The sequence below is a fragment of the Pseudomonas sp. CCC3.1 genome, from assembly GCF_034347405.1.
In the GTDB taxonomy this organism is placed as follows: domain Bacteria; phylum Pseudomonadota; class Gammaproteobacteria; order Pseudomonadales; family Pseudomonadaceae; genus Aquipseudomonas.
Window position 1 is genome coordinate 357,436 of record NZ_CP133778.1, and the last position, 22,096, is coordinate 379,531.

A 22,096-nucleotide genomic window follows, 5' to 3' on the forward strand; every position below is an offset into this window, starting at 1 on the left:
GGCCGAACCCAAGGTGCGCAGTGCAGGGCCGGCAAATGCCCTAACTGTGCGGCTTTTGGCACTTTCAGTATTAAATTGTCCACTCATTCAATGAAATGGAGCGTGTGACTGGTACAAACGACATCTTTTAAAAGATAATCCGCCTTCTATTTGGCGTCATAGCTTTGACGCATGAGTGATGTTCTGATTTCGAATCGCTGGCGAGTGTGCACAACACTCGCCAGTTGCTGTCTGTGAGCACCCGATATGACTGCTTGGTCACGCGTTGCTCAGTTGCCAGCGAAGAAAACCATTACTGGAGGCCAGGATGCAAAACGACGGGAAAGTGGGGTCTGGGCACAGGGCCTCTACCGAGTTGGCGATACACTCGCCGCTCACCCGCCTGCCTGTCATCCTGTTGCAGGTGCATGACAAAGCCGCGCAGCAACTCAAGAGCGACTTGCAAGTATTGTTCGATAACGCTGACGAAACGTTATTTGAAATGGCCGACAAGGCCCAGAACAACGCCGACCAAAGCCTGTTTTTTGAAGCCATGCGTGATGTGCGGCTCAAGCGTAAAAACATCGAGCGCGGGTTTCTTGAACGACTGTTTTACGCCTTTCTCAAGTTGACCCAGCCTGATTCCAGCGAACGCTCCTTGGCGGGTCGCGCACCGGCACAGAATGCGTTTTCGCTGATGAACATTGATTTTGAGCGTGATCAAGTGATCAACACCATGGTCGCTCAAGTGCTGTCACGTAACCCATTGGCCCTCTGCCAATTGAGCACTCGTCTCAACACCCTGAGCTGGGTGGCGCTTGATGAACACAACAATCCGCTGGGTCCGGCGATGCTCTGTGAGTACTTTTTGCAGGCTGAGCGTGAGCAGGGCGTCGACCTCAAGGTCAAGCTGATCATGTTGCAACTCTTCGAGAAATACCTGCTCAGCCAAACTTCGCAGCTGTACGCCGATGCCAACCAACTGTTAGTGGCGACAGGTGTACTGCCCAATCTGTCGGACAGGGTCTCGTGCTGTAATTCAAGCACCGCGGCCCGTGTGCAAGCGTCAGGCGTCGCCGCTGAAGACGCGAGTCAACTGGTCGGGCAGTTATTTGACTACATCGGGGGTGACCACAATCTTGCGCCTGCGCTGAAATCGCTGATCGGGCAGTTGCAGGAGCCGATGCTCAATATTGCCCAGCTCGACCCGAATTTCTTCAGCAGCGACAGCCATCCTGCCCGCTGCTTGTTGAACGTCATCGCCGATGCTGCCATGGGGTGGGACGACAGCGTCGATGTCCACAACGACTCGATCTACCAACAGATTGAGCGGGTGGTGCAGCAACTGGCGCGTTGTTCATGCACCAATACCCCAGAGTTGCTTGAAGACTTGTTGCATGACTTCTTGCGATTTACCCACGCCGAGCGGGGGCGCATCGAGCAGTCCGAACACCGCACCCGGGCCCGCGAGCAACTGCACGCGAAAAAGGCTCGCTTTCTGCGCGCCGGGCAACAGTCGGTGCTGGATGAGCAAGACCATTTGGGATTGCTGTTGGTCAGTCAGCTGCGTATCGGCACTTGGGTAGAGCTTCAGGAAGATCCGGCATGCAAGCTGCGTTGCAAGCTGATTGCGATATTTGAGCCAGAAGGCCGGCATATATTTGTTAACCGCGGTGGCATGAAAGTCGTCGAAAAGAGCCGATCTGACTTAATTGGGCAACTGCGCAGCGGGACGATTCTATTGCTTGATGACCGCCTGCTGTTCGACCGGGCCCTGGCGTCGGTGATCGGCAGCATGGGCCAATACAGCGGCCATTGAACTAAATGGATCACCCGGATGGGCAGATAGCTCCCCATGGTTGCGCGCGGCGCGGCATACTGGGCCCTTTCGATTAAGCCGTTGAGGAGGCTGTATGCAACTGGACCCCGCAAGCGGCTGGTGCCAAGGCGTGCGCCGTTGTCCTTCACCCAACTTCAATACGCGCCCTGACGGCGAAATATCCCTGTTGGTTATCCACAACATCAGCTTGCCTCCCGGGCAGTTTGGTACCGGCAAGGTGCAGGAATTTTTCCAGAATAAGCTCGATGCCACAGAACATCCTTACTTCGAAGGCATCCGTGAACTAACGGTCAGTGCGCACTTTCTGATTGAACGTGACGGCCAAATCACTCAGTTTGTCTCCTGTATTGACCGGGCCTGGCATGCGGGGGTTTCGAGTTTTGAGGGCCGTGAGACCTGTAATGATTTTTCGCTGGGCATAGAACTTGAAGGCACCGATGAACTGCCATTCAGCGATGCGCAATATAAGGCGTTGACTGCCTTGACCCTACAATTGCAAGCGGCTTACCCGTCGATTACACCGCACAGAATCTGCGGCCATAGCGACATCGCGCCGGGGCGCAAGACGGATCCGGGCCCGGCTTTTGACTGGAGGCGTTTTCGTAACGCATTGCAGCACACAGGAGATAAAAAATGAGTTTTGTGGTGTTACTGCTGGCGATTCTGGTCGAGAAGTTTTCGGCCTTCCGTCAGCGTCTTCAGTGTGATGGCGGCTGGTTGCGCGAGCTTCACAAGCTGGAAAGCAGCCCCACGCTGGGGAACAAACCGTGGTGGGTGTTAACCCTCCTGATTGTGTTTCCGGTGGCCGTTCTCGGTTTGCTGCTGTGGGTTCTGGAGCCGGTGGCGTATGGCTTGCTGGTCTTGCCTGTGCACGTGCTGGTGGTGATTTACAGCTTGGGCCGGGGTGACCTGCTCGCGGGGCTTGGGCCTATTCGTGACGCCTGGCGCCGTGGAGACCTGCAGGCGGGTGCGCATGTGGCTGAGCGCGACATTGGTGTCAGCGCTGACAGTGGCGAGCAATTGCTTGAGCAGGTGCAAAGCCATTTGTTATGGCAGGCCTATCAGAGTTTCTTTGCAGTGATCTTTTGGTACTTCCTGTTGGGGCCTGTTGCAGCCTTGAGCTATCGCTTGCTGGCGCTGGCCGCAGAACATGGCAAAAACCCGGAACTGGTCGAACGCGCACAGCAACTGCGGCATGCCTTTGACTGGCTGCCGGTGCGCTTGCTGGCGGCAAGCTTTGCGTTCGTGGGCAACTTTGCGGCGGTCAGCCGGGTGATGCTGCACGAACTGCTGAGCTGGGACATCAGCGCCGAGCAGCTCATCAACAAAGCTGGGTGTGCGGCGGCAGAAATTCCGCCACCGCAAGCAGGCCCGGAAGGCGTTGCCAGCCTGGACACCCTGTGGGCATTACTGCTGCGCGCGGCGGTGCTGTGGTACGCAGGGTTTGCGGTGTGGACGTTGTTGCTGTAACCCCCCCCTGTAGGAGCGAGCTTGTCTCGCGATCTTTTGATCTTTTAAAAGATCGCGAGACAAGCTCGCTCCTACAGGGGAAGTGTGGTTTTCCAGCCAAACAATTCACACGCATTCGACGTGCTGGCGTTGGCCAACTCCTCGGGGCTTATCCCCATCACGTGTGCCAATGCTTCGCCAATCGCCGGCAAATGCGTCGGGCTGTTGCGCTGGTTGGGGTACATGAACGGTGCCATGTCAGGCGAGTCGGTTTCCAGCACGATGGCGTCCAGCGGCAAGTCGGCAATCACCTTGCGCAAGCGCAATGCCTGCGGCCAGGTTGCCGCCCCTCCCAGACCCAGTTTGAAACCCAGCTTTATATATTCGCGAGCCTCTTCCCGGCTGCCTGCAAATGCATGAATGATCCCGCCGCGCTGTAGCCGAAAACGCTTCAATGTGGCGATCACTGGCGCATGGCTGCGTCGAACATGGAGCAAGGCGGGAAGGTTTGCCTCGTATGCCAGTTTCAACTGCGCTTCAAACACCTGCTGCTGACCTTCACGGTCCAGTTCCGGCAAAAAGTAGTCGAGGCCGATTTCGCCTACCGCGCACAGTTGCGGGTGGCCGGCCAGGCGGTCCAGCCATTGCCCCAGTTCAATCACGTGTTCAGCACGATGCTGATCCAGGTACACCGGGTGCAGACCGAAAGCGGCATAGAGCTGGCTGTCTGTCTGGACCAGATCCCACAGCCGCTGCCAATTAGGCTGATAGACCCCCAGCACCACCATCTGCTTGACCCCCAACGCCCGGCTGCGCGCCAGCAGTGCGCGGCGGTCGGGGTCAAAGTCGGGAAAGTCGAGGTGGGTATGGGTGTCTATCAAGTGCATGTTCAGGAGACCTGATGAATGCGCTGTTTAAAGGTTCGGGCAATGGCCTGGATGCCGGGCTCGTAGCGCTGTTCTTCAATGGCCGCCAAGGCCAGGTCCAGCGCCTTTTCGGCGATTAGCTGATGTTGCTGGCCCATGGCATTCACCGGCAACGGCAAAAAGTCCAGCAACTGGGTGTCACCAAACGTGGCCAAGCGCCGAGGCGGCGTCTGGTCAGGGTGATCCAGCAGCGCATCAAACATACCTTGCAGCAACACGTAGGAGGTGGTGACCAGCGCTTCAGGAAAATGCCCCAAGCGTGCCAGCAACTCATCAATGATGCGTCGGCCACATTCACGGCTGAAGGCGGCGCCGTGCTCGATCAGGATCTCGCCTTCAAAACCTTCGAGCGCCTGCTTGAAGCCAGCGGCTCGCGCCTGGCTGATGCTCAGTTCCGGGCGAGCGCCGATCAAGGCAATTTGCTGTGGCATGGGCTGCAACAGGCTGCGGGTCAGTTGCAGGCTGGCTTCGCAGTCATCGCTGATAACCGAGCAGAAGCGCGAAGGCTCCAGCGTCCGGTCAATCGCAATGATCGGCATGCCCAGGTCTTGCAACTGGCGGTAGCTGTCGTCTTCAGGCGGCAAGCAACTGGCCACAAACAACGCATCGCAACGGCGGGCACGAAACAGCTTGAGCAACTGGCGCTCGCTGTCGGGTGCGTCATCAGAGCTGGCAATGAGGAGTTGATAGCCGCGAGCGCGAGCACCTTGTTCGAGTTGCTTGGCGATGCGCGCATAACTCGGGTTTTCGAGGTCCGGCAGGATAAACCCCAACGTGCGCGTGTGCCGGCTGCGTAGCCCGGCGGCTTGCGGGTTGGGGGTAAATCCATGTTCCTCGACGACAGCGCGTACGCGCTCGACCGTGCTGCTGCTGATGCGCTGCTGCTCGGCCTTGCCATTGATGACATAGCTGGCGGTTGTCACTGAAACACCTGCCAGTTGTGCAATATCACTGAGCTTCACGCCGAAAATTCCTTATTTTTTGTAGTACATGTCGACATTCTGGCCAATCCTAACCGATAAAGGCAGTCGATCATCGTCTGCCTTGTAGTCACTGTATTTTTTTGCAACATCGCCCGGTTGACGTCGATCAAAGCGACAGGTTGGGCTTCAAGCGCGAGCGATTATGCAGTAACGTGCCGTTCTTTCTTGGTTAAACGTTTCAGCTTACGTGTTTTAAGGCGCTTTCCTACAACAGCTTGTGCTTGCCACACATCTGCTGAGCCACTTCGCGGGGAGCGACCTAAGCTGACTTAATTCAAAACAATACCGAACGCCATTGAGCGTCGGAAAAGGAGAACGCATGCTTGAGCTCACCATAGAGCAGATTTCCATGGGTCAAACGGCTGTGGATAAGTCTGCGGCGTTGCAACTGCTGGCCGATAAACTCGTCGCCGATGGCTTGGTGGCCGAAGGTTATCTGAATGGCTTGCAAGCGCGTGAGGCTCAGGGTTCAACCTTTTTGGGTCAAGGTATTGCCATTCCCCATGGCACCCCAGAAACCCGGGACTTGGTGCACGCCACGGGTGTGCGCTTGTTGCAATTTCCGCAAGGTGTGGACTGGGGTGATGGCCAAATCGTGTACCTGGCGATTGGCATCGCGGCCAAGTCCGACGAGCACCTGCGTTTATTGCAACTGCTGACCCGTGCACTGGGCGAAACCGATCTGGGCGAAGCCCTGCGGCGCGCCAGTTCGGCCGAGGCCTTGCTCAAACTGCTGCAAGGCGCACCGCAAGAACTGGCGCTGGACGCTCAGATGATTGGTCTTGGCGTGTCAGCCGATGACTTCGAAGAGCTGGTTTGGCGGGGTGCGCGCCTGTTGCGTCAGGCCGACTGTGTGAGCAACGGCTTTGCCGCCGTGCTGCAACAAGTGGAAGCACTGCCGCTGGGCGATGGCCTGTGGTGGCTGCACAGCGAGCAAACGGTCAAGCGTCCGGGGCTGGCGTTTGTCACACCCGACAAACCGATTCGTTATTTGGGCCAGCCGCTCAGCGGTTTGTTCTGTCTGGCCAGTCTGGGCGAAGCGCATCAAGCCTTGCTCGAACGCCTGTGTGCGCTGTTGATTGAAGGGCGTGGCCACGAATTGGGGCGTGCCACCAGCCGACGTGCCGTGCTTGAAGTGCTGGGGGGCGAGTTGCCGGCTGACTGGCCGAGTGCGCGCATCACCTTGGCCAATGCCCACGGTTTGCACGCCCGCCCGGCGAAAATTCTCGCGCAATTGGCCAAGAGTTTTGATGGCGACATTCGCGTCAGAATCCTCGACGGCCAAGAGTCGAGTGCAGTGTCCGCCAAGAGCCTGAGCAAGCTGCTCAGCCTGGGCGTGCGCCGTGGTCAGGTGCTGGAATTTGTCGCCGAGCCAACGATTGCCAATGACGCCTTGCCAGCGATTCTGGCTGCTGTCGAACAAGGCCTGGGCGAAGAAGTCGAGCCGTTGCCACTGTTGGCCGAGGCCGCACCTGAAGTGGCAGAAATTGCCGCTGTGATCACGGCCCCGGCGGCGGGCAGCGTGCTTCAAGCGATCCCGGCGGCGCCCGGCATCGCCATCGGCCCGGCGCACATTCAAGTGCTGCAAGTGTTCGACTACCCACTGCGCGGCGAGTCTTCAGCGGTCGAGCGTGAGCGTCTGCAAAAAGCTTTGGGTGAGGTGCGCCAAGATATTGAAGGGCTGATCCAGCGCAGCCAGTCCAAGGCCATCCGCGAGATTTTTATCACCCACCAGGAAATGCTCGACGACCCGGAATTGACTGACGAAGTCGATTCACGTCTCAAGCAGGGCGAAAGCGCCGAGGCCGCGTGGATGGCGGTCATCGAAGCCGCTGCGCGTCAGCAGGAATCGTTGCAGGACGCTTTGCTGGCCGAGCGTGCGGCGGACCTGCGTGACATCGGCCGCCGGGTGTTGGCGCAGTTGTGCGGCGTCGAAACCCTGGCTGAGCCCGACCAGCCTTACGTGCTGGTGATGGACGAAGTGGGCCCCTCCGATGTGGCGCGTCTGGACCCGGCACGGGTCGCGGGTATCTTGACGGCACGTGGCGGGGCGACTGCGCACAGTGCCATCGTCGCCCGCGCCTTGGGTATTCCGGCCTTGGTCGGTGCAGGCGACTCGGTGCTGTTGCTGGCACCGGGCACCCAATTGCTGATCGACGGCCAGCGCGGTCGCTTGCACGTGGCGCCTGATGCGGATGCCTTGCAGCGCGCGACTGACGAACGCGACAGCCGTGAACAACGTTTGCTGGCCGCCTCCGAGTTGCGCCATCAACCCGCCGTGACCCTGGACGGGCATGCGGTTGAAGTGTTCGCCAACATCGGGGAAAGCAAAGGCGTAGCCGCTGCGGTGGAGCAGGGCGCAGAAGGCATTGGCCTGCTGCGCACCGAGCTGATTTTCATGGCGCACTCTCAGGCACCGGACGAAGCGACTCAAGAAGCCGAGTACCGTCGCGTACTCGACGGTCTGGATGGACGGCCTTTGGTGGTGCGCACGCTGGACGTGGGCGGCGACAAACCGTTGCCGTACTGGCCGATTGAGAAAGAAGAAAACCCGTTTCTCGGTGTGCGCGGCATTCGTCTGACGCTGCAACGTCCGCAGGTGATGGAAAGTCAATTGCGCGCCTTGTTGCGCTCGGCTGACAACCGCCCGCTGCGCATCATGTTCCCGATGGTGGGCAGCGTGGCTGAGTGGCGTGCGGCGCGGGACATGACCGAACGCCTGCGCCTGGAAATTCCGGTGGCTGACTTGCAACTGGGGATCATGATCGAAGTGCCGTCCGCAGCCTTGCTGGCGCCGGTACTGGCCAAGGAAGTCGACTTTTTCAGCGTCGGTACCAACGATTTGACCCAATACACGCTGGCGATCGACCGTGGCCACCCGACTTTGTCGGCTCAGGCTGACGGCCTGCACCCGGCGGTATTGCAACTGATCGACATTACCGTGCGCGCGGCCCATGCCCACGGCAAATGGGTCGGTGTGTGCGGCGAGCTGGCGGCCGATCCGCTGGCCGTGCCGGTGCTGGTGGGACTTGGCGTGGATGAACTCAGCGTCTCGGCCCGCAGCATTCCCGAGGTCAAAGCGCGGGTGCGTGAGCTCAGTATGGAGCGTCTTAAAACCCTGGCCGTACAGGCCCTGAGTGTCGGCGGACCAGACGAAGTTCGTGCATTGGTGGAGGCGCTTTAATGGCCAAGATTCTAACGATTACCCTTAACCCGGCCCTGGACCTGACCGTGCGCCTGGCGCAGCTGGAACCCGGTGACGTCAATCGCAGCCAAGCGTTGCTGACCCATGCGGCGGGCAAGGGCATTAACGTTGCTCAAGTACTGGCCGATCTGGGCCACAAAGTGACGGTGAGTGGCTTTTTGGGGGAAGACAATCAACAAGCGTTTAACGCCTTGTTTACTCGACGTGGTTTTGCCGATGCGTTTATTCGCGTGCCGGGCGAAACCCGCAGCAACATCAAACTTGCAGAAGATGACGGCCGGGTCACGGACATCAACGGTCCGGGGCCGCATGTCAATGATCTGGCGCAACAGGCGCTACTCGACAAACTCGATCAAATTGCCGCCAGCCATGACGCCGTCGTGGTGGCAGGCAGCTTGCCGCGAGGCATCAGTGCGCAGTGGCTGCGCGAATTGGTGCTGCGCCTCAAGAAACTTGGCCTGAAAGTGATTCTGGACACCAGCGGTGAGGCCTTGAAAGAAGGCCTGAGCGCTGGACCGTGGCTGGTCAAGCCGAATGCCGAAGAACTCCGCGAAGCGCTGGGTCGCCCGGTCGACAGCGTGGAGTCCCAAGTGGCCGCGGCCACTCACTTACAGACGCTGGGGATTTCCCACGTCGTGATTTCTCATGGTGCTGACGGCGTGAGCTGGTTCAGTCGTGGCGCTCAGACCTTGCATGCACAGCCACCCAAAGTGCGCGTGGCAAGCACCGTCGGGGCAGGGGATTCGCTGTTGGCCGGCATGGTGCATGGCTTGATCAGCAATCACAGCCCGGAACAGACCTTGCGCACCGCGACGGCCATTGCGGCAATGGCGGTCACTCAAATCGGCTTTGGCATCAGCGACGCACTGCAGTTAACGACGCTTGAAAACGGCGTCGACGTGCGCGCTTTGACACAAGAATAAGAGGGATACACATGAAATTAGCCATTGTGACGGGCTGCCCTAACGGCATGGTGACCAGCGTACTGTGTGCCCGCTTGCTGGATGCTGCCGCGCAGCGTCAGGGCTGGAGCACCAGCGTTGAAGTGCATGACCCCAAACACCCGGAACGTCAGTTGTCCAAGGCAACGATCGACGAAGCCGAATGGGTGTTGCTGGTCAGCAGCACGCCGCTGGACATGCAGCGCTTTATCGGCAAACGGGTTTATCAGAGCACCCCGGCTCAAGCCCTGCAAGACGTCGAAGCGGTATTGCTGCGTGGGGTAAAAGAGGCCGAAGTGTATACCGCGCCCAGCGTTTCAACGCAGGTTGAAACGGCAGCGCATGCGCCAAAAATCGTTGCGATCACAGCGTGTCCGACAGGCGTGGCGCACACCTTTATGGCGGCCGAAGCCTTGCAGCAGGCGGCCAAGCGGTTGGGTTATGAGTTGCAGGTCGAAACCCAGGGCTCTGTCGGCGCGCGCAACCCGTTGAGCGCGCAGGCTATCAGCGAGGCCGATGTCGTGCTGCTGGCCGCCGATATTGAAGTGCCGACTGAACGTTTTGCAGGCAAAAAGATTTACCGCTGTGGCACCGGCATTGCGCTCAAGCAGGCTGAAGCCACGTTGAACAAGGCCTTGAGTGAAGGTCAGCAAGAGTCGGCGGCATCGGGCGGCTCGGCCCCGGCCAAGCAAGAAAAAACCGGCGTGTACAAACACTTGCTGACGGGTGTGTCGTTCATGCTGCCGATGGTGGTGGCGGGCGGTTTGCTGATTGCCTTGTCCTTCGTGTTTGGCATTACGGCTTATAAAGAGCCGGGCACCTTGGCTGCCGCGCTGATGCAAATCGGTGGCGATGCGGCGTTCAAATTGATGGTGCCGTTGCTGGCGGGTTACATCGCTTACTCGATTGCCGACCGTCCGGGGCTGGCGCCGGGGATGATTGGTGGCTTGCTGGCGAGCACCTTGGGGGCCGGTTTTATTGGCGGGATCATTGCTGGCTTTATCGCCGGTTACTGCGCCAAAGCGATCAATCGCTATGCGCGGTTGCCACAAAGCCTTGAAGCGTTGAAGCCGATTCTGATCATCCCGTTGTTCGCCAGCCTGTTTACCGGGCTGGTGATGATCTACGTGGTCGGCAAGCCGGTGGCCGGGATGCTCGAAGGCCTGACCCACTTCCTCGACAGCATGGGCACCACCAACGCGATTCTGCTGGGTGTGCTGCTGGGCGGCATGATGTGTGTCGACCTGGGCGGACCGATCAACAAAGCGGCTTATGCATTTTCGGTGGGTTTGCTGGCTTCGCAAAGTTATGCACCGATGGCCGCGACGATGGCGGCGGGCATGGTGCCGCCGATTGGCTTGGGCATTGCGACCTTGATTGCGCGGCGCAAATTCGCCCAGACCGAGCGTGAGGCGGGCAAAGCTGCGTTGGTGCTGGGTCTGTGCTTTATTTCCGAAGGCGCCATTCCGTTTGCGGCCAAAGATCCGTTGCGGGTGATTCCGGCAAGCATTGTCGGTGGCGCGCTGACCGGTGCATTGTCGATGTACTTCGGCTGCAAGCTGATGGCGCCGCACGGTGGTTTGTTTGTGCTGCTGATTCCGAATGCCATCAACCATGCGCTGTTGTACTTGCTGGCAATTGTGGCAGGCAGTGTGTTGACGGCGGTGGTCTATGCCGTGATCAAACGCCCGGAGCCGGTGGATATGGCGCTGGAAACGGCCAAGGCTTAAAGCAAACAGCGCAACGGTAGTTATACCGTTGCGCTGAAGGTTTAATCTTGTAAGGCTCTTTGATCCAAGAAGATATAGTTCACAGTTAGGTCGATTACTACTATTTAAGGGGGGGTAACTTAAATATTATTTGAAGGTGGTCGACAATGATCAATGTTAAATCGAGTGTGCCGTGCGTTAAGAAGTTAATGTTTGTTTCTGTATTTAGTGTCGCTCTCATTGTTTTCAGTGCGCTCACTTCGGCGTTTGGAGCGGCATTGTGCGGTGGGAGAACCGCAGTTCTAGGGGGCGTTGTGTGTGATTTGAGTCCCATTGGCGGTGGCAGTGGATCTTGCTATTACTTTGGTACAGACAAAAACGCCAACGGTACTATTGAAGGTGGAAGTTCAGACGTCTGCAAGATGGTCGGTCCAGACGAAAAGTTTAGAGATGTATCGTGCGCCGAGGCGTGCAGACTTAATAATAATTGCCGTGATGCTAAATGCCCGGTCTCTGCCTCCCGTGATCTGAAACAAGTTGTTAAAGAAATGAACGTTGAGGTTAAAGAAATCAGGAAAGAGTAAACATTTACATTGTCGCCCGCATACTTATGCGGGCGGTTTATAAGGTTAATACACGTCCCGCCGGTAACGCCCTTGCTCAATCAGCAGTTCCACTGCCTCAGCACCGAGCATTTCAATCAGCACGTGATCCACACCCGACGCCATGCCTTGCAAGCTGCCGCAGATGTAAATCGCCGCGCCGTCCGCCAGCCAGCGTCGTACTTCATCAGCCGATTCACGCAGGCGGTCCTGGACATACACCTTCTGTGCCTGATCGCGTGAAAACGCCAAGTCCAGTCGCGTCAACTCACCACTGGCCAACCAGCCTTGCAGTTCTTCGCGGCAATAGAAGTCGTGCGCGGCATTGCGTTCGCCAAACAACAACCAGTTGGGTTGCTGGCCTTGGGCAACTCGCGCCTTGAGCAAGCTGCGCAAACCCGCGAGCCCGGTGCCGTTACCCAGCAAAATCAGCGGGCAAGGCTCGGCAGGGAGATGGAAGCCACTGTTGCGCCGCAGACGCAAGCTGATAGCGGCACCCAGCGGCGCATGCTCAGTCAGCCAGCCAGAACCCAGGCCCAGGCTGCCATCGGGATGGCGCTCCTGACGCACGATCAGTTGCAGCACACCGTCTTGTGGAATCGAAGCGATGGAGTACTCGCGCATGTTCAGCGGGATCAAGGCGTCGACCAGCGCTTGGGCGTGCAAGCCCACCAAGTGCCCGCGATTTTCTGGCAACTGGCGGCTGGCCAGTGCCTGAGCGAGGGTCTCTTGCAGGCCATCAAGGTGGACGAGGGTCTCTGCTGACAGGCCGAGCCCATCAAGCAGGTGCTCGACCGCCCACGCCGATTGCCTTGGCATGACTTCCACCAGATCACCGGCCTGCCATGTGTGGCTGGCATCGGGAGCGGTGAGGCCCAGCAGGTAAACCCCGGAACCGCTGCTGCCAGGGTTCAGCAGTTGGCGCTGTTCGAGGGTCCAGTTGTTGTAGCTCGGGGCTTGCCAGGTGGCGCTGGGTGCGCCGCCCGTGAGTTGGCTGAGTTGTTGTTGCCAATGATGCAGCGCTTCAGGATCGCCGCTGTCGACCTGAACCGGGGCAAACAACGACTGTGCGCCGCGCTCGCTCAGCCATTGCTGGATACGGGTCGCAAAGCCGCAAAAATGCGGGTATTGGCGATCGCCCAAGGCCAGCATCGAGTAGTTGAGCGTGTTCAAGCCCAGCGGCTGGCCCAGTATTTTGCGTTCAAAGCCCCGTGCACTGTCAGGCGCTTCGCCGTCACCGAAGGTGCTGACCACAAACAAGGCATGGTTGGCCTGCTGCAAATCGTCTTCGCTGACGGCTGCCAGTGGCTGGACGCGCACTGGCAAGCCTGCCGCCTGCAGTTGCCCGGCGGTTTGCCAGGCCAGTTGTTCGGCAAAACCACTTTGGCTGGCAAAGCCGATCAACCAGGACGGTGCATCGCTGCTTGCAGTGGCAAAGCCCTGGCGCGCCTGTTTGACCTGACGCTTTTTGCGGCGACGGTCCAGGTACAGCAGCCAGCCCGTAATAAAGAACAGCGGCATGGTCAGGCTGGCGATGGTCACCACAACGCGCCCGGTAATCCCCCAGTAGCTGCCGGTGTGCAGGGCGTAAATGCTGGTCAGCAATTGCGCCGTGTAGCGCTTGTCGTCATAGCGTTCGACCTTTTTTACCGCGCCGGTAGCCGGGTCGAGCATGATCTGGTTGAAGGCGCGCTCGTGAGGTGAGTTCTTCAATAGATAGAAGACGGTCGCAGGCTGGCCAGCAACAGGCGGCATGCGCACGTTGTACATGCTCAGGTCTGGCCCGGCCGTTTTTTGGATACTGGCCCAGATCGCATCATAGTCAGCGACCGGCGGTGCGCCTGTAGCACCCGGAGGGCCGCCCCGTCCGCCCTTGCGTTGCTCGCCATTAGGGGAGTCGGAGAAGAGCTTTTGCAGGCCCTGGTTGTACCACTCGTATGACCAGGACAAGCCGGTCAGTGCCGACATCAGATAAACAATCAGGCACCAGGTGCCTGCCACTGAGTGCAGGTCCCAATTAAAGCTACGGCCCTTTTTGGCCCAGTCCAGGGTCAACCAGACGCGCCAGTTCAGCGCGTTGCGTGGCCAGCGCAGGTACAGACCCGACAGACAGAAAAACAGCAGCATCAGCGTACAAGCCCCGGTGATCTGGCGGCCGGTATCGCCGATGGCCAGAAAACGGTGCAGTTGCAGCATCAGATTAAAGAAGCCCAGCCCACTGACGTCGCCCTGATAGTCACCGGTGTACGGGTCTACATAACGCAATTGGCCGCGCCGCTCACCGGGTGGCGCGGTGAAAAAAATCCGTGAGGCGCTGTCACTGTCGACGCCAACCCAGAGCATGGCCACTTGTTTGCCTTCGGTGGCCTCGACCTTGCGTACCAGTTCAGCAGGCGGCAGTACGCCACTGTCGCGTTTCTCGACCTTGAGTACGGTGGGGTTGAGCAAGTCCAGCAACTCATCCTGAAAGGACACGGCTGCGCCCGTTATCCCCATCAAGGCCAGGATCAACCCTGCGGTTATCCCGAAAAACCAGTGCAGCTGGAACAGGATTTTCTTAAACACGACGACCGCCTTGCTCGCTCAATTGAATGCTTCGCGGCGCATTATGCCGCGTACGACTTTTTTACACACAAAAGCCCCGGCCACTGAATGGACGGGGCTTTACGTGCCTTAACGCTTTTACGTCAGCTTAGAAATGGAAGCTGGTGGTCAACAAGGCTGTACGTCCCGCCGCCTGATTGGCGAAGTGGGCCGCGTAGGCTTTGTCGTAGTACGTTTTGTCGGTCAGGTTTTGTACGTTCAGTTGCAGGTCGATGTTTTTGGTCAGCTTGTAGCTGGCCATCGCGTCGTAGCGAGTGTAAGACGGCACATAAACGGTGTTAGCCGTGTCGCCATACACTTGGTCGACATAGAACGCGCCGCCGCCGATGGTCAGCTTCGGCATCACTTCGTACGTGGTCCACAGGCTGAAGCTGTTTTTCGGGGTGTTCGGCATTTGGTTGCCTTTGTCCGACACAGCGGCGGTGTTGACGCTGCCGTTACGGTTGGCTTTCAGGCCTGGATCAACCAGCTCGCTTTTCAGGTAGCTGTAGCCTGCAAACACTTGCCACTTGTCAGTGATTTTCCCGCTCGCCGACAGCTCGATACCGTCCACACGGGACTCACCGGCGTTCTCATAGGTGTACGAGTCGGTCAGAACACGGGTGTTCTTCTTCTCGGTTCGGAAGATGGCTGCGGTCAGGGACAGACGCTCCTGGAACACATCCCACTTGGTGCCCAGTTCGTAGTTAACGGTTTCTTCGGGCTTCAGGTCGCTGCTGATGACGCTGCCAGGGGTTACCAGACCATTGCCGTCTACGCCTTCGCCGACCATTGCGCCAGGCGGAGTCGCCGAGGTCGCGTAAGACAGGTAAACGCTGCCGTTATCCAGTGGTTTCCAGACCAGGCCGGTCTGCCAGTTGAAGAAATTGCTGTCGTTTTTGGCTTTGGTACGGCCTGTCGCAGCGTTGGTGTTGGCGGTGGTGTCGAACTGGTCGTAACGCAGGCCGGCGTTGAGCAGCCACTTAGGGTCAAGTTCGATGGTGTCAAACACGTAAGCCGCTTTGGTCACGCCAACGGTGTTGGTGCCGTAGTAGTTGCGATCGATGGTGCCGATCCACTGGTCACTTGGGTTCGGGTTGGACAGTGAGGTGCACTGGCCGCCGCTGTTACCGACTTTGTCCGGGGTGCAATTCGGGTTGCTGTTCGGGGTCACGGTGTAGCTGCTGGCGCGGGTTTCTTCGCGAGTGAACTCAATACCCGTGGAGTAGGTGTTTTTGAAACCCATCACATTGAAGTTTCCAAACAGGTCGGTCTGGTTGGTGGTGGTTTCGGTGGTCGACACACGGGTGTTGGCACGGCGCCATACGGTGCCGTACTGGTTGACGTTGTGCTGGCTGTCGTCCGGCTGGGTGAGGATGTAGTCCTGACCGGTGTTGCCGTGACGGAAGGTGTTCTTCACGGTCATCGAGTCGCTCAGATCGTGTTCGAACGAAATGGTGCTGATGTCGGCGCGGGTTTTGCGGAAGTCACGGTCTTTGAGGCCGTAGAAGTTGCTGCTGTCGCCGCCATTGTCTGGCTTGTCGTGCACGTGAACCGCTGTTTTAGAGCTGTTGCTGTAGCCGTATGGAATGCCCGAGTCCGGCAGGTCGTTGCTTTCCAGGTGGTAGTAGCTGAGGTTCAGGCGGGTTTCAGTGCCCAGGCCGAAGGTCAGCGACGGCGCAACGCCCCAGCGGTCGTAGTTGACCGATTGACGACCGGCAACGTTTTGCTCATGGCTCATCAGGTTCAGGCGGAACGCGGCGGTGTCCAGGAACTGACGGTTAATGTCCACCGTGTAGCGGCGGGTCTGGTCTGAGCCGTAAGTGAAGCCACCGTTGAGGAAGTCACCCAGTTTTGGGGTCTTGCTCACCAGGTTCAAGCTACCGCCCGCCGAGCCACGGCCACCGAAGGATGAGTTCGGGCCTTTGCTGACTTCGATGGATTCAACGTCGAAAATTTCGCGGGTCTGGCCGCCGGTGTCACGCACGCCATCGAGGTAGGTGTCGCCCTGAGCGTCAAAACCACGGATGAAAGGACGATCGCCTTGCGGGTTGCCGCCTTCGCCTGCGCCGAATGTCACACCCGGAACGGTGCGCAATGCGTCTTGCAGCGAAGTGGCTGCGGTGTCTTGCAGCACTTGTTGAGGGATCACGGTGACGGAGCGCGGGGTGTCGACCAGTGGCGCTGTGTACTTTTGCGAGCTGCCTTTATCGGTCTGATAAGACTGCTGGGTTTGCTCGCCCGAGACCGTGGTCGCGCCAAGAGAAATACTGTTGCTCTGAGCTTTGCTGTCAGTGCTTTCGGCGGCTTGAGCCAGATGGCCAGCCGAGGTCGCAGTCATTGCAACGCCGATGGCCGAAGCCAGCAAACGCGGTGAACTGACCGGTATTTTTATGAGTTGGCGCGACATTTGAAAATCCCTTCCCCCAGAATTTGAGCCGCGGAATATAGTGCAAACAATTCTGCCTATCAATTGAGAGGGATTACTATTCGCGCTAAATTTACAATCTTTACAGTTTGGCTTTACGGTTTTTTCGCAGTCGTTCGTCCTGTGGGTTCTTAACAATGTTTTACATATTCAATAAGAATCAATACCATCGGCATCCTTTTCCTAATCAGGTATCGCGCCATGTTGCTGCACATTCCCGGCTTGTTTTCCCGTGAAGAAGTGCAGCGTATTCGCGAGGCGCTGACGCAGACGGAGTGGGCAGACGGCAAAATCACCGCCGGGTTCCAGTCCGCCAAGGCCAAACACAATCTACAGTTGCCCGAAGGCCATCCGTTGGCGAAAGAGATTGGCGCAGCGATGATTGACCGGCTGTGGAAAAATCCGCTGTTCATGTCGGCCGCCTTGCCGCACAAAGTCTTCCCGCCGTTGGTGAACTGCTACACCGGGGGCGGCAGCTTTGATTTTCATATCGACAACGCGGTGCGCCAGCCCAAAGGTAGCCAGGAGCGGGTGCGCACGGATTTGTCTGCGACCCTGTTTTTCAGTGATCCCGAGGACTATGACGGCGGCGAGCTGGTGATTCAGGACACCTACGGCGTGCAGCAGGTCAAGTTCCCGGCGGGCGATATGGTGCTGTACCCCGGCACCAGTTTGCACAAGGTCAACGCCGTCACCCGTGGCGCCCGTTTTGCGTCGTTCTTCTGGACCCAAAGCCTGGTGCGTGAAGACAGCCAACGCACCTTGCTGTTTGAGATGGACAGCGCGATCCAGCAACTGACCCGCGACGTGCCGGATCACCCCTCGCTGGTGCAACTCACGGGCACCTATCACAACCTGTTGCGGCGCTGGGTTGAGGTGTAAGTCATGAGCTTTCAATTACGGCGTGAAGAAGTGCTGAACGGCGAGCAACTCAAAGCCATGCTTGCCCAAAATCCGGCGCGTGCAGCACAGGCCATCTTGATGGCTGCCAAGCAAGGCATCGTTGAGGGGCAAGCGTTGCTCGGCCAGATTCTGCTGGATGGGCAGGGCATTGAGCGCGACGTGCCGTTGGCCTTTCGCTGGTTTGGGATTGCCGCCAACGGCGGGCACTTAATGGCGCGCAACATGCTTGGGCGCTGTCTTGAGCTGGGTTGGGGCTGCGCGGTGGATGAGCGGGCGGCCGCCAGCCATTACCGAATGGCGGCTCAGGGCGGGCTCGATTGGGGGTTGTACAACTACGCCAACTTACTCGCGACCGGGCGCGGTGTGGTGCAAGACCAGCACGCTGCGTTTGCGTTGTACCGCGAGGCCGCGAATGTGGGGCACGCCAAGTCGATGAATTTGCTGGGGCGTTACCTTGAAGACGGTCGTTATTGCCCGGCAGACCTACAGGCAGCGCACCAGTGGTATGAACGCTCCGCCCATGCCGGTGATTTTCGCGGGCAGTTCAGCCACGCCGCGGTGCTGGCCGAGCGCGGTGATGTAGAGGGCGCTTTGCATTGGCTTGAGCGAGCACTGGCCATTGGAAACCTGAAATTTCTGCGGGTCAGCCGCGCCGCGCTGCTTGAGTCAAAAGAGCCTGCGATTCGAGCAATGAGCGAGGTGTATCAAGCGCGAATCAATGCCTTGATAAAGACATAGGCGGGCCACGGGTCAGTTCAATTGAAGTAAAGCGCCTACAGCTAATTAATATATTTCTGCGTGTCTTGGTTTTTCCTTAGGTTTTTTTTCATCGTTGACTGTGTCGTTTTCTTACATGCGGAGAAGACTTGCTGTAATTGATTAATTTATTTTAAAAAGTGATTGTGTGTGAGCCAAATGACTTATTAAAAGGAATTAATATGCAGGTATCTAAACAAGCAATGGGCATAATGTCCGTGCGTGAGGACATTCAAGACAGTCAGTTGATTGAAGAGTTAACGGTGCTGGAAGCCGCTACTCGTATGCCGTCGGAATATATTAAAGTCTTGTCAGGCGAGACAGTCACGGCCGTGTCAAAAAAAGAAATTGGTTTTATCATGCGGCGAAGTGATATTCACAGTGTTCGCACTTATGTGAAACACGCCAACTCGCTGCCTGTGGAACGCAGCCGAATTGTTGAGTGGCTTGGTTTTGAACTCGCCAATATTCCTGAACTAGGAGCGGCCAGTATTCAAGAATTTCATCAGCGTGTCCGGCAGCATGCTGGAACATGGCCAGCGCTTGAGCGAGAGACAAAAGAACTCAGTCGCCAGATGAATAGTTTTTCGGATTCGTTCGTTACCACGGGCTCCGCTATTATTGGACTTATTGATAAAGTTGAACTTAAGCGGTTTCTCGAAGGGGGGCTCAATGATTTGACAGACGAAGAACTCGAAAAAATAAAAGATCCTATGTTGGACAGCACAGAACTCGATGCAGTGGCTGTGATGAAGCAATACGTTAACAATCTCCGGATTAGGACAGAAAACTACATCAAAAGAGTTGAGTCGGTCGGTGGCTTGGCTGCCGAATTTGAACGTGTGCTGACGGATGAATTGATTCATGAGGCCAAGAGCAAACTGGATGCCTATACCCGCGCCGGGTTGTCCAAGGAGCGGCAAAGTCTAGCAGGGCAAATCAAGGAGATGGACAGCCAGATCGAAACGCTAATCAGCGATTACAAGTCACATGTGTTATATGGGCACTCAGGCATAATATTCGGTGTTGTCGGGTTGGCGATAACAGGTGGAATATTCGGTTCAAAGGCTGAAAAGATACGGGCTCGTAAAAACAAACTTATAGCCGATCGTGAAGTAGCCATAAGCACTCTAAAAAACCAGGAACGCATTGCTACTCTGCTGGACACCTCTCAAATGCATTTCACCGATCTGCAAAGCCGTATGCTGGGTGCAGAACAGGGGGCTAAACAGTTAGCGCAAGTGTGGGATTTCGTTCTCAATTATCTGAACGACTCTATACGGTTTTTGGACGGCGTTGATACCCGTGCCCAACTGCATCAGTTCAAGCTTGATTTTGCACAAGTGTTGGATCCATGGAAACGAGTAAAGGACTACACCGCGTTAATATCAGAAGCTTTTAATGAAATACTCGATGATCGCCGTTGAGAAAAGGATTTGCATCATGAACAAGGATTTTTCAATGAATTATTACCCCGCGCCAGATGTGTCGATTGTAAAAGCAAGTGTTAATAAGTTTAATGCTGTTGCTGCTAATCGTGAATATAGTTTTATTCCTTCTCTGCAAGAACGTTTGACGCTTGCTGCCAAACTGTTGAGTCAGGACACTCGAATAATTGTGCAGCAGGTGCGTGCTCTGGAAGTTACCCTGGACAACTCTGGTGTAACGGATGTTATTGATCAGTGGGTGAGGATCACGGAGTCGTCAATAAACAAGGATATTCAGGCGCCAGCTCTGGTTAATATGGCGAAAACCTATACCAAAAAACTGAACCACATCATCAATAATGTCGGAGCTGCAAAAGAAGAAATTACACGCAGAGTTACCGAGGGGGCAGCGCTTAATCTGGAACACTATTCTGATCCGTTGCTGGCGTACGATGCGGCAAAACTGCTTGAACTTGAGCAAGAGGCCGTCACGTTACAGTCTGAAAAAGACGAGTTACTGGCAGACAAGCAAACGCTTACAGCAGCGGTGGAGGTTTTACAACGCAAGAGTTGGGTTGATCATGTAAAAGAGTTACTGCCCACTGCTCAGCAAATTGAAACGTTGGTTTCGGTGGCTCTGGTTCCTAAAGTGGACGCGCAGTTAGTGACCATTGCACTTGACCGAGCCACACTGTATTTAGAGTTTATCAGTGGCGGCTTCAAGCTCTCTTCCATGATTGAAGCGCGTAATAAAGTCATCGACAAATTAGCAGCGCTGCAAATACAGGAAGATAAAAACAGCGATAGCGTGCAGTCGTTGAAAGCACGTGAGGCTAAAATTATACGTCACGCGGAATTGGTTGGGGCGCGGGAAGTTTGGGTCAGCAACATGTCGTTGGTGAACGATGGATTGGATATGTTCGTAAGCAATCTACGTTCTATTACGGAGCCTGGTTTACTGACGATGCAGCATTACACGGCAACCATCGACGAGTTCCAGAAACATTTACAAAAGTTCACTCGCTAACGCGTATTAACACGCCTCCCTGTCGGTTGACAGGGAGGCGTGTCTTGGCGCTTTGAATTTACAGGTAGAACGACTTCAGCGGCGGAAAGCCATTGAATTCAACAGCGCTGTAGCTGGTGGTGTAGGCACCGGTCGACAACCAGTACAGACGATCGCCGATGGCCAGGTTCAGTGGCAGGCCGTACTTGTAGTTCTCATACATGATGTCGGCGCTGTCACAGGTTGGGCCGGCGATGACCACTTCTTCCATCTCGCCTTTCTTTTCAGTCCAGATCGGGAACTTGATGGCTTCGTCCATGGTTTCGATCAGGCCAGAGAATTTGCCCACATCGGTATACACCCAACGCTCGACGGCGGTGCGCGATTTGCGTGCGACCAACACCACTTCACTGACCAGAATCCCGGCGTTGGCGATCAACGAACGGCCCGGCTCCAGAATGATTTCTGGCAGGTCGTCCCCGAAGTCTTCTTTCAGGAAGCGAATGATTTCTTCGGCGTAGGTTTCCAGGCTGTTGGTGCGGGTGATGTAGTTGGCCGGGAAGCCGCCACCCATGTTGATCAGCTTGAGGACGATGCCGTCTTCTTCTTTCAGGCGCTCGAAGATCACTTTGACCTTGGCGATGGCTGCGTCCCACACGCTGATGTCACGTTGCTGCGACCCTACGTGGAACGAGATGCCGTAAGGCACCAGGCCCAGGTCACGGGCCAGAATCAGCAGGTCCATGGCCATGTCGGTCTGGCAGCCGAATTTGCGCGACAGAGGCCAGTCAGCCGTGGTCGAGCCTTCGGTCAGGATGCGCACATAGATTTTTGAGCCCGGAGCAGCCTTGGCGATGTTGCGCAGGTCGGCTTCGGAGTCGGTGGAGAACAGACGAACGCCTTTCTCGTAGAAGTAACGAATGTCTTTGGATTTTTTGATGGTGTTGCCGTAGCTGATGCGATCCGGGCTAACGCCTTGGGCCATCACTTTGTCCAGCTCGTAGATCGAAGCGATGTCGAAGCTCGAGCCTTTGTCGCGCAGCAGGTTGATGATTTCAACGGCCGGGTTGGCCTTGACCGCGTAATACACCTTGGCGAATTCGAAGCCTGCACGCAGGTCGTCGTAAGCCTTGCTGATCATGGCGGTGTCGATCACCACGAACGGGGTTTCCTGGGTGTCAGCGAAAGCCTTCATTTTTTGAAAGGTTTCGCGCGCGTAATAGTCTTCGACCTGAATCGACATGCGTAGGGACTCCTAGTGGCAAACGTCATAAATAAATGGGTGCAACTGAACATCCTCCGTATCCCCACTTTGGTTCGCCTACTTCCCAAGGCATGTCCGCCGAAAGCAAATAAGGT

16 protein-coding genes are annotated in these 22,096 nt (G+C 56.9%); 11 read left to right on the forward strand and 5 right to left on the reverse strand.

What is annotated here, in order from left to right; all coding sequences use genetic code 11:
* Window positions 1-307 precede the first annotated feature (307 nt).
* The 3 genes from RHM56_RS01690 (at window position 308) to ampE (ending at window position 3,289) form a co-directional block, all read left to right on the forward strand.
* Window positions 308-1,798 (forward strand): DUF1631 family protein, encoded by a 1,491-nt coding sequence (locus RHM56_RS01690; protein ID WP_322237927.1) that lies wholly within the window; start codon window positions 308-310, stop codon window positions 1,796-1,798.
* A 94-nt stretch (window positions 1,799-1,892) separates the two neighbouring features.
* Window positions 1,893-2,456: a 1,6-anhydro-N-acetylmuramyl-L-alanine amidase AmpD gene (gene ampD, locus RHM56_RS01695; protein ID WP_322237929.1), complete on the forward strand. Its 564-nt coding sequence runs from the start codon at window positions 1,893-1,895 to the stop codon at window positions 2,454-2,456.
* A complete protein-coding gene (gene ampE / locus RHM56_RS01700) occupies window positions 2,453-3,289 on the forward strand; it encodes a regulatory signaling modulator protein AmpE (protein ID WP_322237931.1) in 837 nt (278 codons plus the stop codon). Before ampD ends, ampE begins: the two co-directional genes overlap by 4 nt.
* Before the next feature lie 71 nt (window positions 3,290-3,360).
* On the opposite strand, the gene RHM56_RS01705 is transcribed toward ampE, so the two are convergent.
* A complete protein-coding gene (locus tag RHM56_RS01705) occupies window positions 3,361-4,155 on the reverse strand; it encodes a TatD family hydrolase (protein WP_322237933.1) in 795 nt (264 codons plus the stop codon).
* A gap of 2 nt (window positions 4,156-4,157) precedes the next feature.
* The gene (cra, locus tag RHM56_RS01710; RefSeq protein ID WP_322237935.1) at window positions 4,158-5,156 is read right to left on the reverse strand and encodes a catabolite repressor/activator; all 999 of its coding nucleotides are present in this window, start codon (window positions 5,154-5,156) and stop codon (window positions 4,158-4,160) included.
* Between the two features lie 340 nt (window positions 5,157-5,496).
* Between cra and ptsP the strand changes: the two genes are divergently transcribed.
* The 4 genes from ptsP to RHM56_RS01730 all read left to right on the forward strand — a co-directional run bounded on the left by ptsP (window position 5,497) and on the right by RHM56_RS01730 (window position 11,616).
* Window positions 5,497-8,361 (forward strand): phosphoenolpyruvate--protein phosphotransferase, encoded by a 2,865-nt coding sequence (gene ptsP / locus RHM56_RS01715; RefSeq protein ID WP_322237937.1) that lies wholly within the window; start codon window positions 5,497-5,499, stop codon window positions 8,359-8,361.
* A complete protein-coding gene (pfkB, locus tag RHM56_RS01720) occupies window positions 8,361-9,305 on the forward strand; it encodes a 1-phosphofructokinase (RefSeq protein ID WP_322237940.1) in 945 nt (314 codons plus the stop codon). The genes ptsP and pfkB overlap by 1 nt, the downstream gene beginning before the upstream one ends.
* Window positions 9,306-9,316: 11 nt before the next feature.
* Window positions 9,317-11,053 carry a PTS fructose-like transporter subunit IIB gene (locus RHM56_RS01725; protein ID WP_322237942.1) on the forward strand — a complete coding sequence of 579 codons (1,737 nt, stop codon included), beginning with the start codon at window positions 9,317-9,319 and terminating at the stop codon, window positions 11,051-11,053.
* A gap of 146 nt (window positions 11,054-11,199) precedes the next feature.
* A complete protein-coding gene (locus RHM56_RS01730) occupies window positions 11,200-11,616 on the forward strand; it encodes a hypothetical protein (protein WP_322237944.1) in 417 nt (138 codons plus the stop codon).
* 45 nt (window positions 11,617-11,661) lie between these two features.
* Here the strand turns inward: RHM56_RS01730 and RHM56_RS01735 are convergent, their stop codons facing one another.
* On the reverse strand, window positions 11,662-14,199 hold the full coding sequence (locus RHM56_RS01735) for a sulfite reductase flavoprotein subunit alpha (RefSeq protein WP_322237947.1): 2,538 nt from the start codon (window positions 14,197-14,199) through the stop codon (window positions 11,662-11,664).
* A 127-nt stretch (window positions 14,200-14,326) separates the two neighbouring features.
* Window positions 14,327-16,627 (reverse strand): TonB-dependent siderophore receptor, encoded by a 2,301-nt coding sequence (locus tag RHM56_RS01740; RefSeq protein WP_322237949.1) that lies wholly within the window; start codon window positions 16,625-16,627, stop codon window positions 14,327-14,329.
* 219 nt (window positions 16,628-16,846) lie between these two features.
* Here RHM56_RS01740 and RHM56_RS01745 point away from each other — a divergent pair, with 219 nt between their 5' ends.
* The 4 genes from RHM56_RS01745 to RHM56_RS01760 all read left to right on the forward strand — a co-directional run bounded on the left by RHM56_RS01745 (window position 16,847) and on the right by RHM56_RS01760 (window position 20,758).
* The gene (locus RHM56_RS01745; RefSeq protein ID WP_322237951.1) at window positions 16,847-17,527 is read left to right on the forward strand and encodes a Fe2+-dependent dioxygenase; all 681 of its coding nucleotides are present in this window, start codon (window positions 16,847-16,849) and stop codon (window positions 17,525-17,527) included.
* A gap of 3 nt (window positions 17,528-17,530) precedes the next feature.
* Window positions 17,531-18,286, forward strand: coding sequence for a tetratricopeptide repeat protein (locus RHM56_RS01750; protein WP_322237954.1), 756 nt, complete (start codon window positions 17,531-17,533; stop codon window positions 18,284-18,286).
* A 200-nt stretch (window positions 18,287-18,486) separates the two neighbouring features.
* A complete protein-coding gene (locus RHM56_RS01755; protein WP_322237956.1) occupies window positions 18,487-19,731 on the forward strand; it encodes an alpha-xenorhabdolysin family binary toxin subunit A in 1,245 nt (414 codons plus the stop codon).
* A gap of 16 nt (window positions 19,732-19,747) precedes the next feature.
* On the forward strand, window positions 19,748-20,758 hold the full coding sequence (locus RHM56_RS01760; RefSeq protein WP_322237958.1) for an alpha-xenorhabdolysin family binary toxin subunit B: 1,011 nt from the start codon (window positions 19,748-19,750) through the stop codon (window positions 20,756-20,758).
* 58 nt (window positions 20,759-20,816) lie between these two features.
* On the opposite strand, the gene RHM56_RS01765 is transcribed toward RHM56_RS01760, so the two are convergent.
* Entirely contained in the window at window positions 20,817-21,980 is a 1,164-nt protein-coding gene (locus RHM56_RS01765) for a type III PLP-dependent enzyme (RefSeq protein ID WP_322237960.1), read from the reverse strand.
* Window positions 21,981-22,096 lie beyond the last annotated feature (116 nt).

Coding starts and splice junctions, on each gene's coding strand:
- RHM56_RS01690 (WP_322237927.1), top strand. CDS start 308: ATGCAAAACGACGGGAAAGTGGGGTCTGGGCACAGGGCCTCTACCGAG.
- ampE (WP_322237931.1), top strand. CDS start 2,453: ATGAGTTTTGTGGTGTTACTGCTGGCGATTCTGGTCGAGAAGTTTTCG.
- RHM56_RS01705 (WP_322237933.1), bottom strand. CDS start 4,155: ATGCACTTGATAGACACCCATACCCACCTCGACTTTCCCGACTTTGAC.
- RHM56_RS01745 (WP_322237951.1), top strand. CDS start 16,847: ATGTTGCTGCACATTCCCGGCTTGTTTTCCCGTGAAGAAGTGCAGCGT.
- RHM56_RS01725 (WP_322237942.1), top strand. CDS start 9,317: ATGAAATTAGCCATTGTGACGGGCTGCCCTAACGGCATGGTGACCAGC.
- pfkB (WP_322237940.1), top strand. CDS start 8,361: ATGGCCAAGATTCTAACGATTACCCTTAACCCGGCCCTGGACCTGACC.
- RHM56_RS01740 (WP_322237949.1), bottom strand. CDS start 16,627: ATGTCGCGCCAACTCATAAAAATACCGGTCAGTTCACCGCGTTTGCTG.
- RHM56_RS01760 (WP_322237958.1), top strand. CDS start 19,748: ATGAACAAGGATTTTTCAATGAATTATTACCCCGCGCCAGATGTGTCG.
- RHM56_RS01755 (WP_322237956.1), top strand. CDS start 18,487: ATGCAGGTATCTAAACAAGCAATGGGCATAATGTCCGTGCGTGAGGAC.
- RHM56_RS01765 (WP_322237960.1), bottom strand. CDS start 21,980: ATGTCGATTCAGGTCGAAGACTATTACGCGCGCGAAACCTTTCAAAAA.
- RHM56_RS01730 (WP_322237944.1), top strand. CDS start 11,200: ATGATCAATGTTAAATCGAGTGTGCCGTGCGTTAAGAAGTTAATGTTT.
- RHM56_RS01750 (WP_322237954.1), top strand. CDS start 17,531: ATGAGCTTTCAATTACGGCGTGAAGAAGTGCTGAACGGCGAGCAACTC.
- ampD (WP_322237929.1), top strand. CDS start 1,893: ATGCAACTGGACCCCGCAAGCGGCTGGTGCCAAGGCGTGCGCCGTTGT.
- ptsP (WP_322237937.1), top strand. CDS start 5,497: ATGCTTGAGCTCACCATAGAGCAGATTTCCATGGGTCAAACGGCTGTG.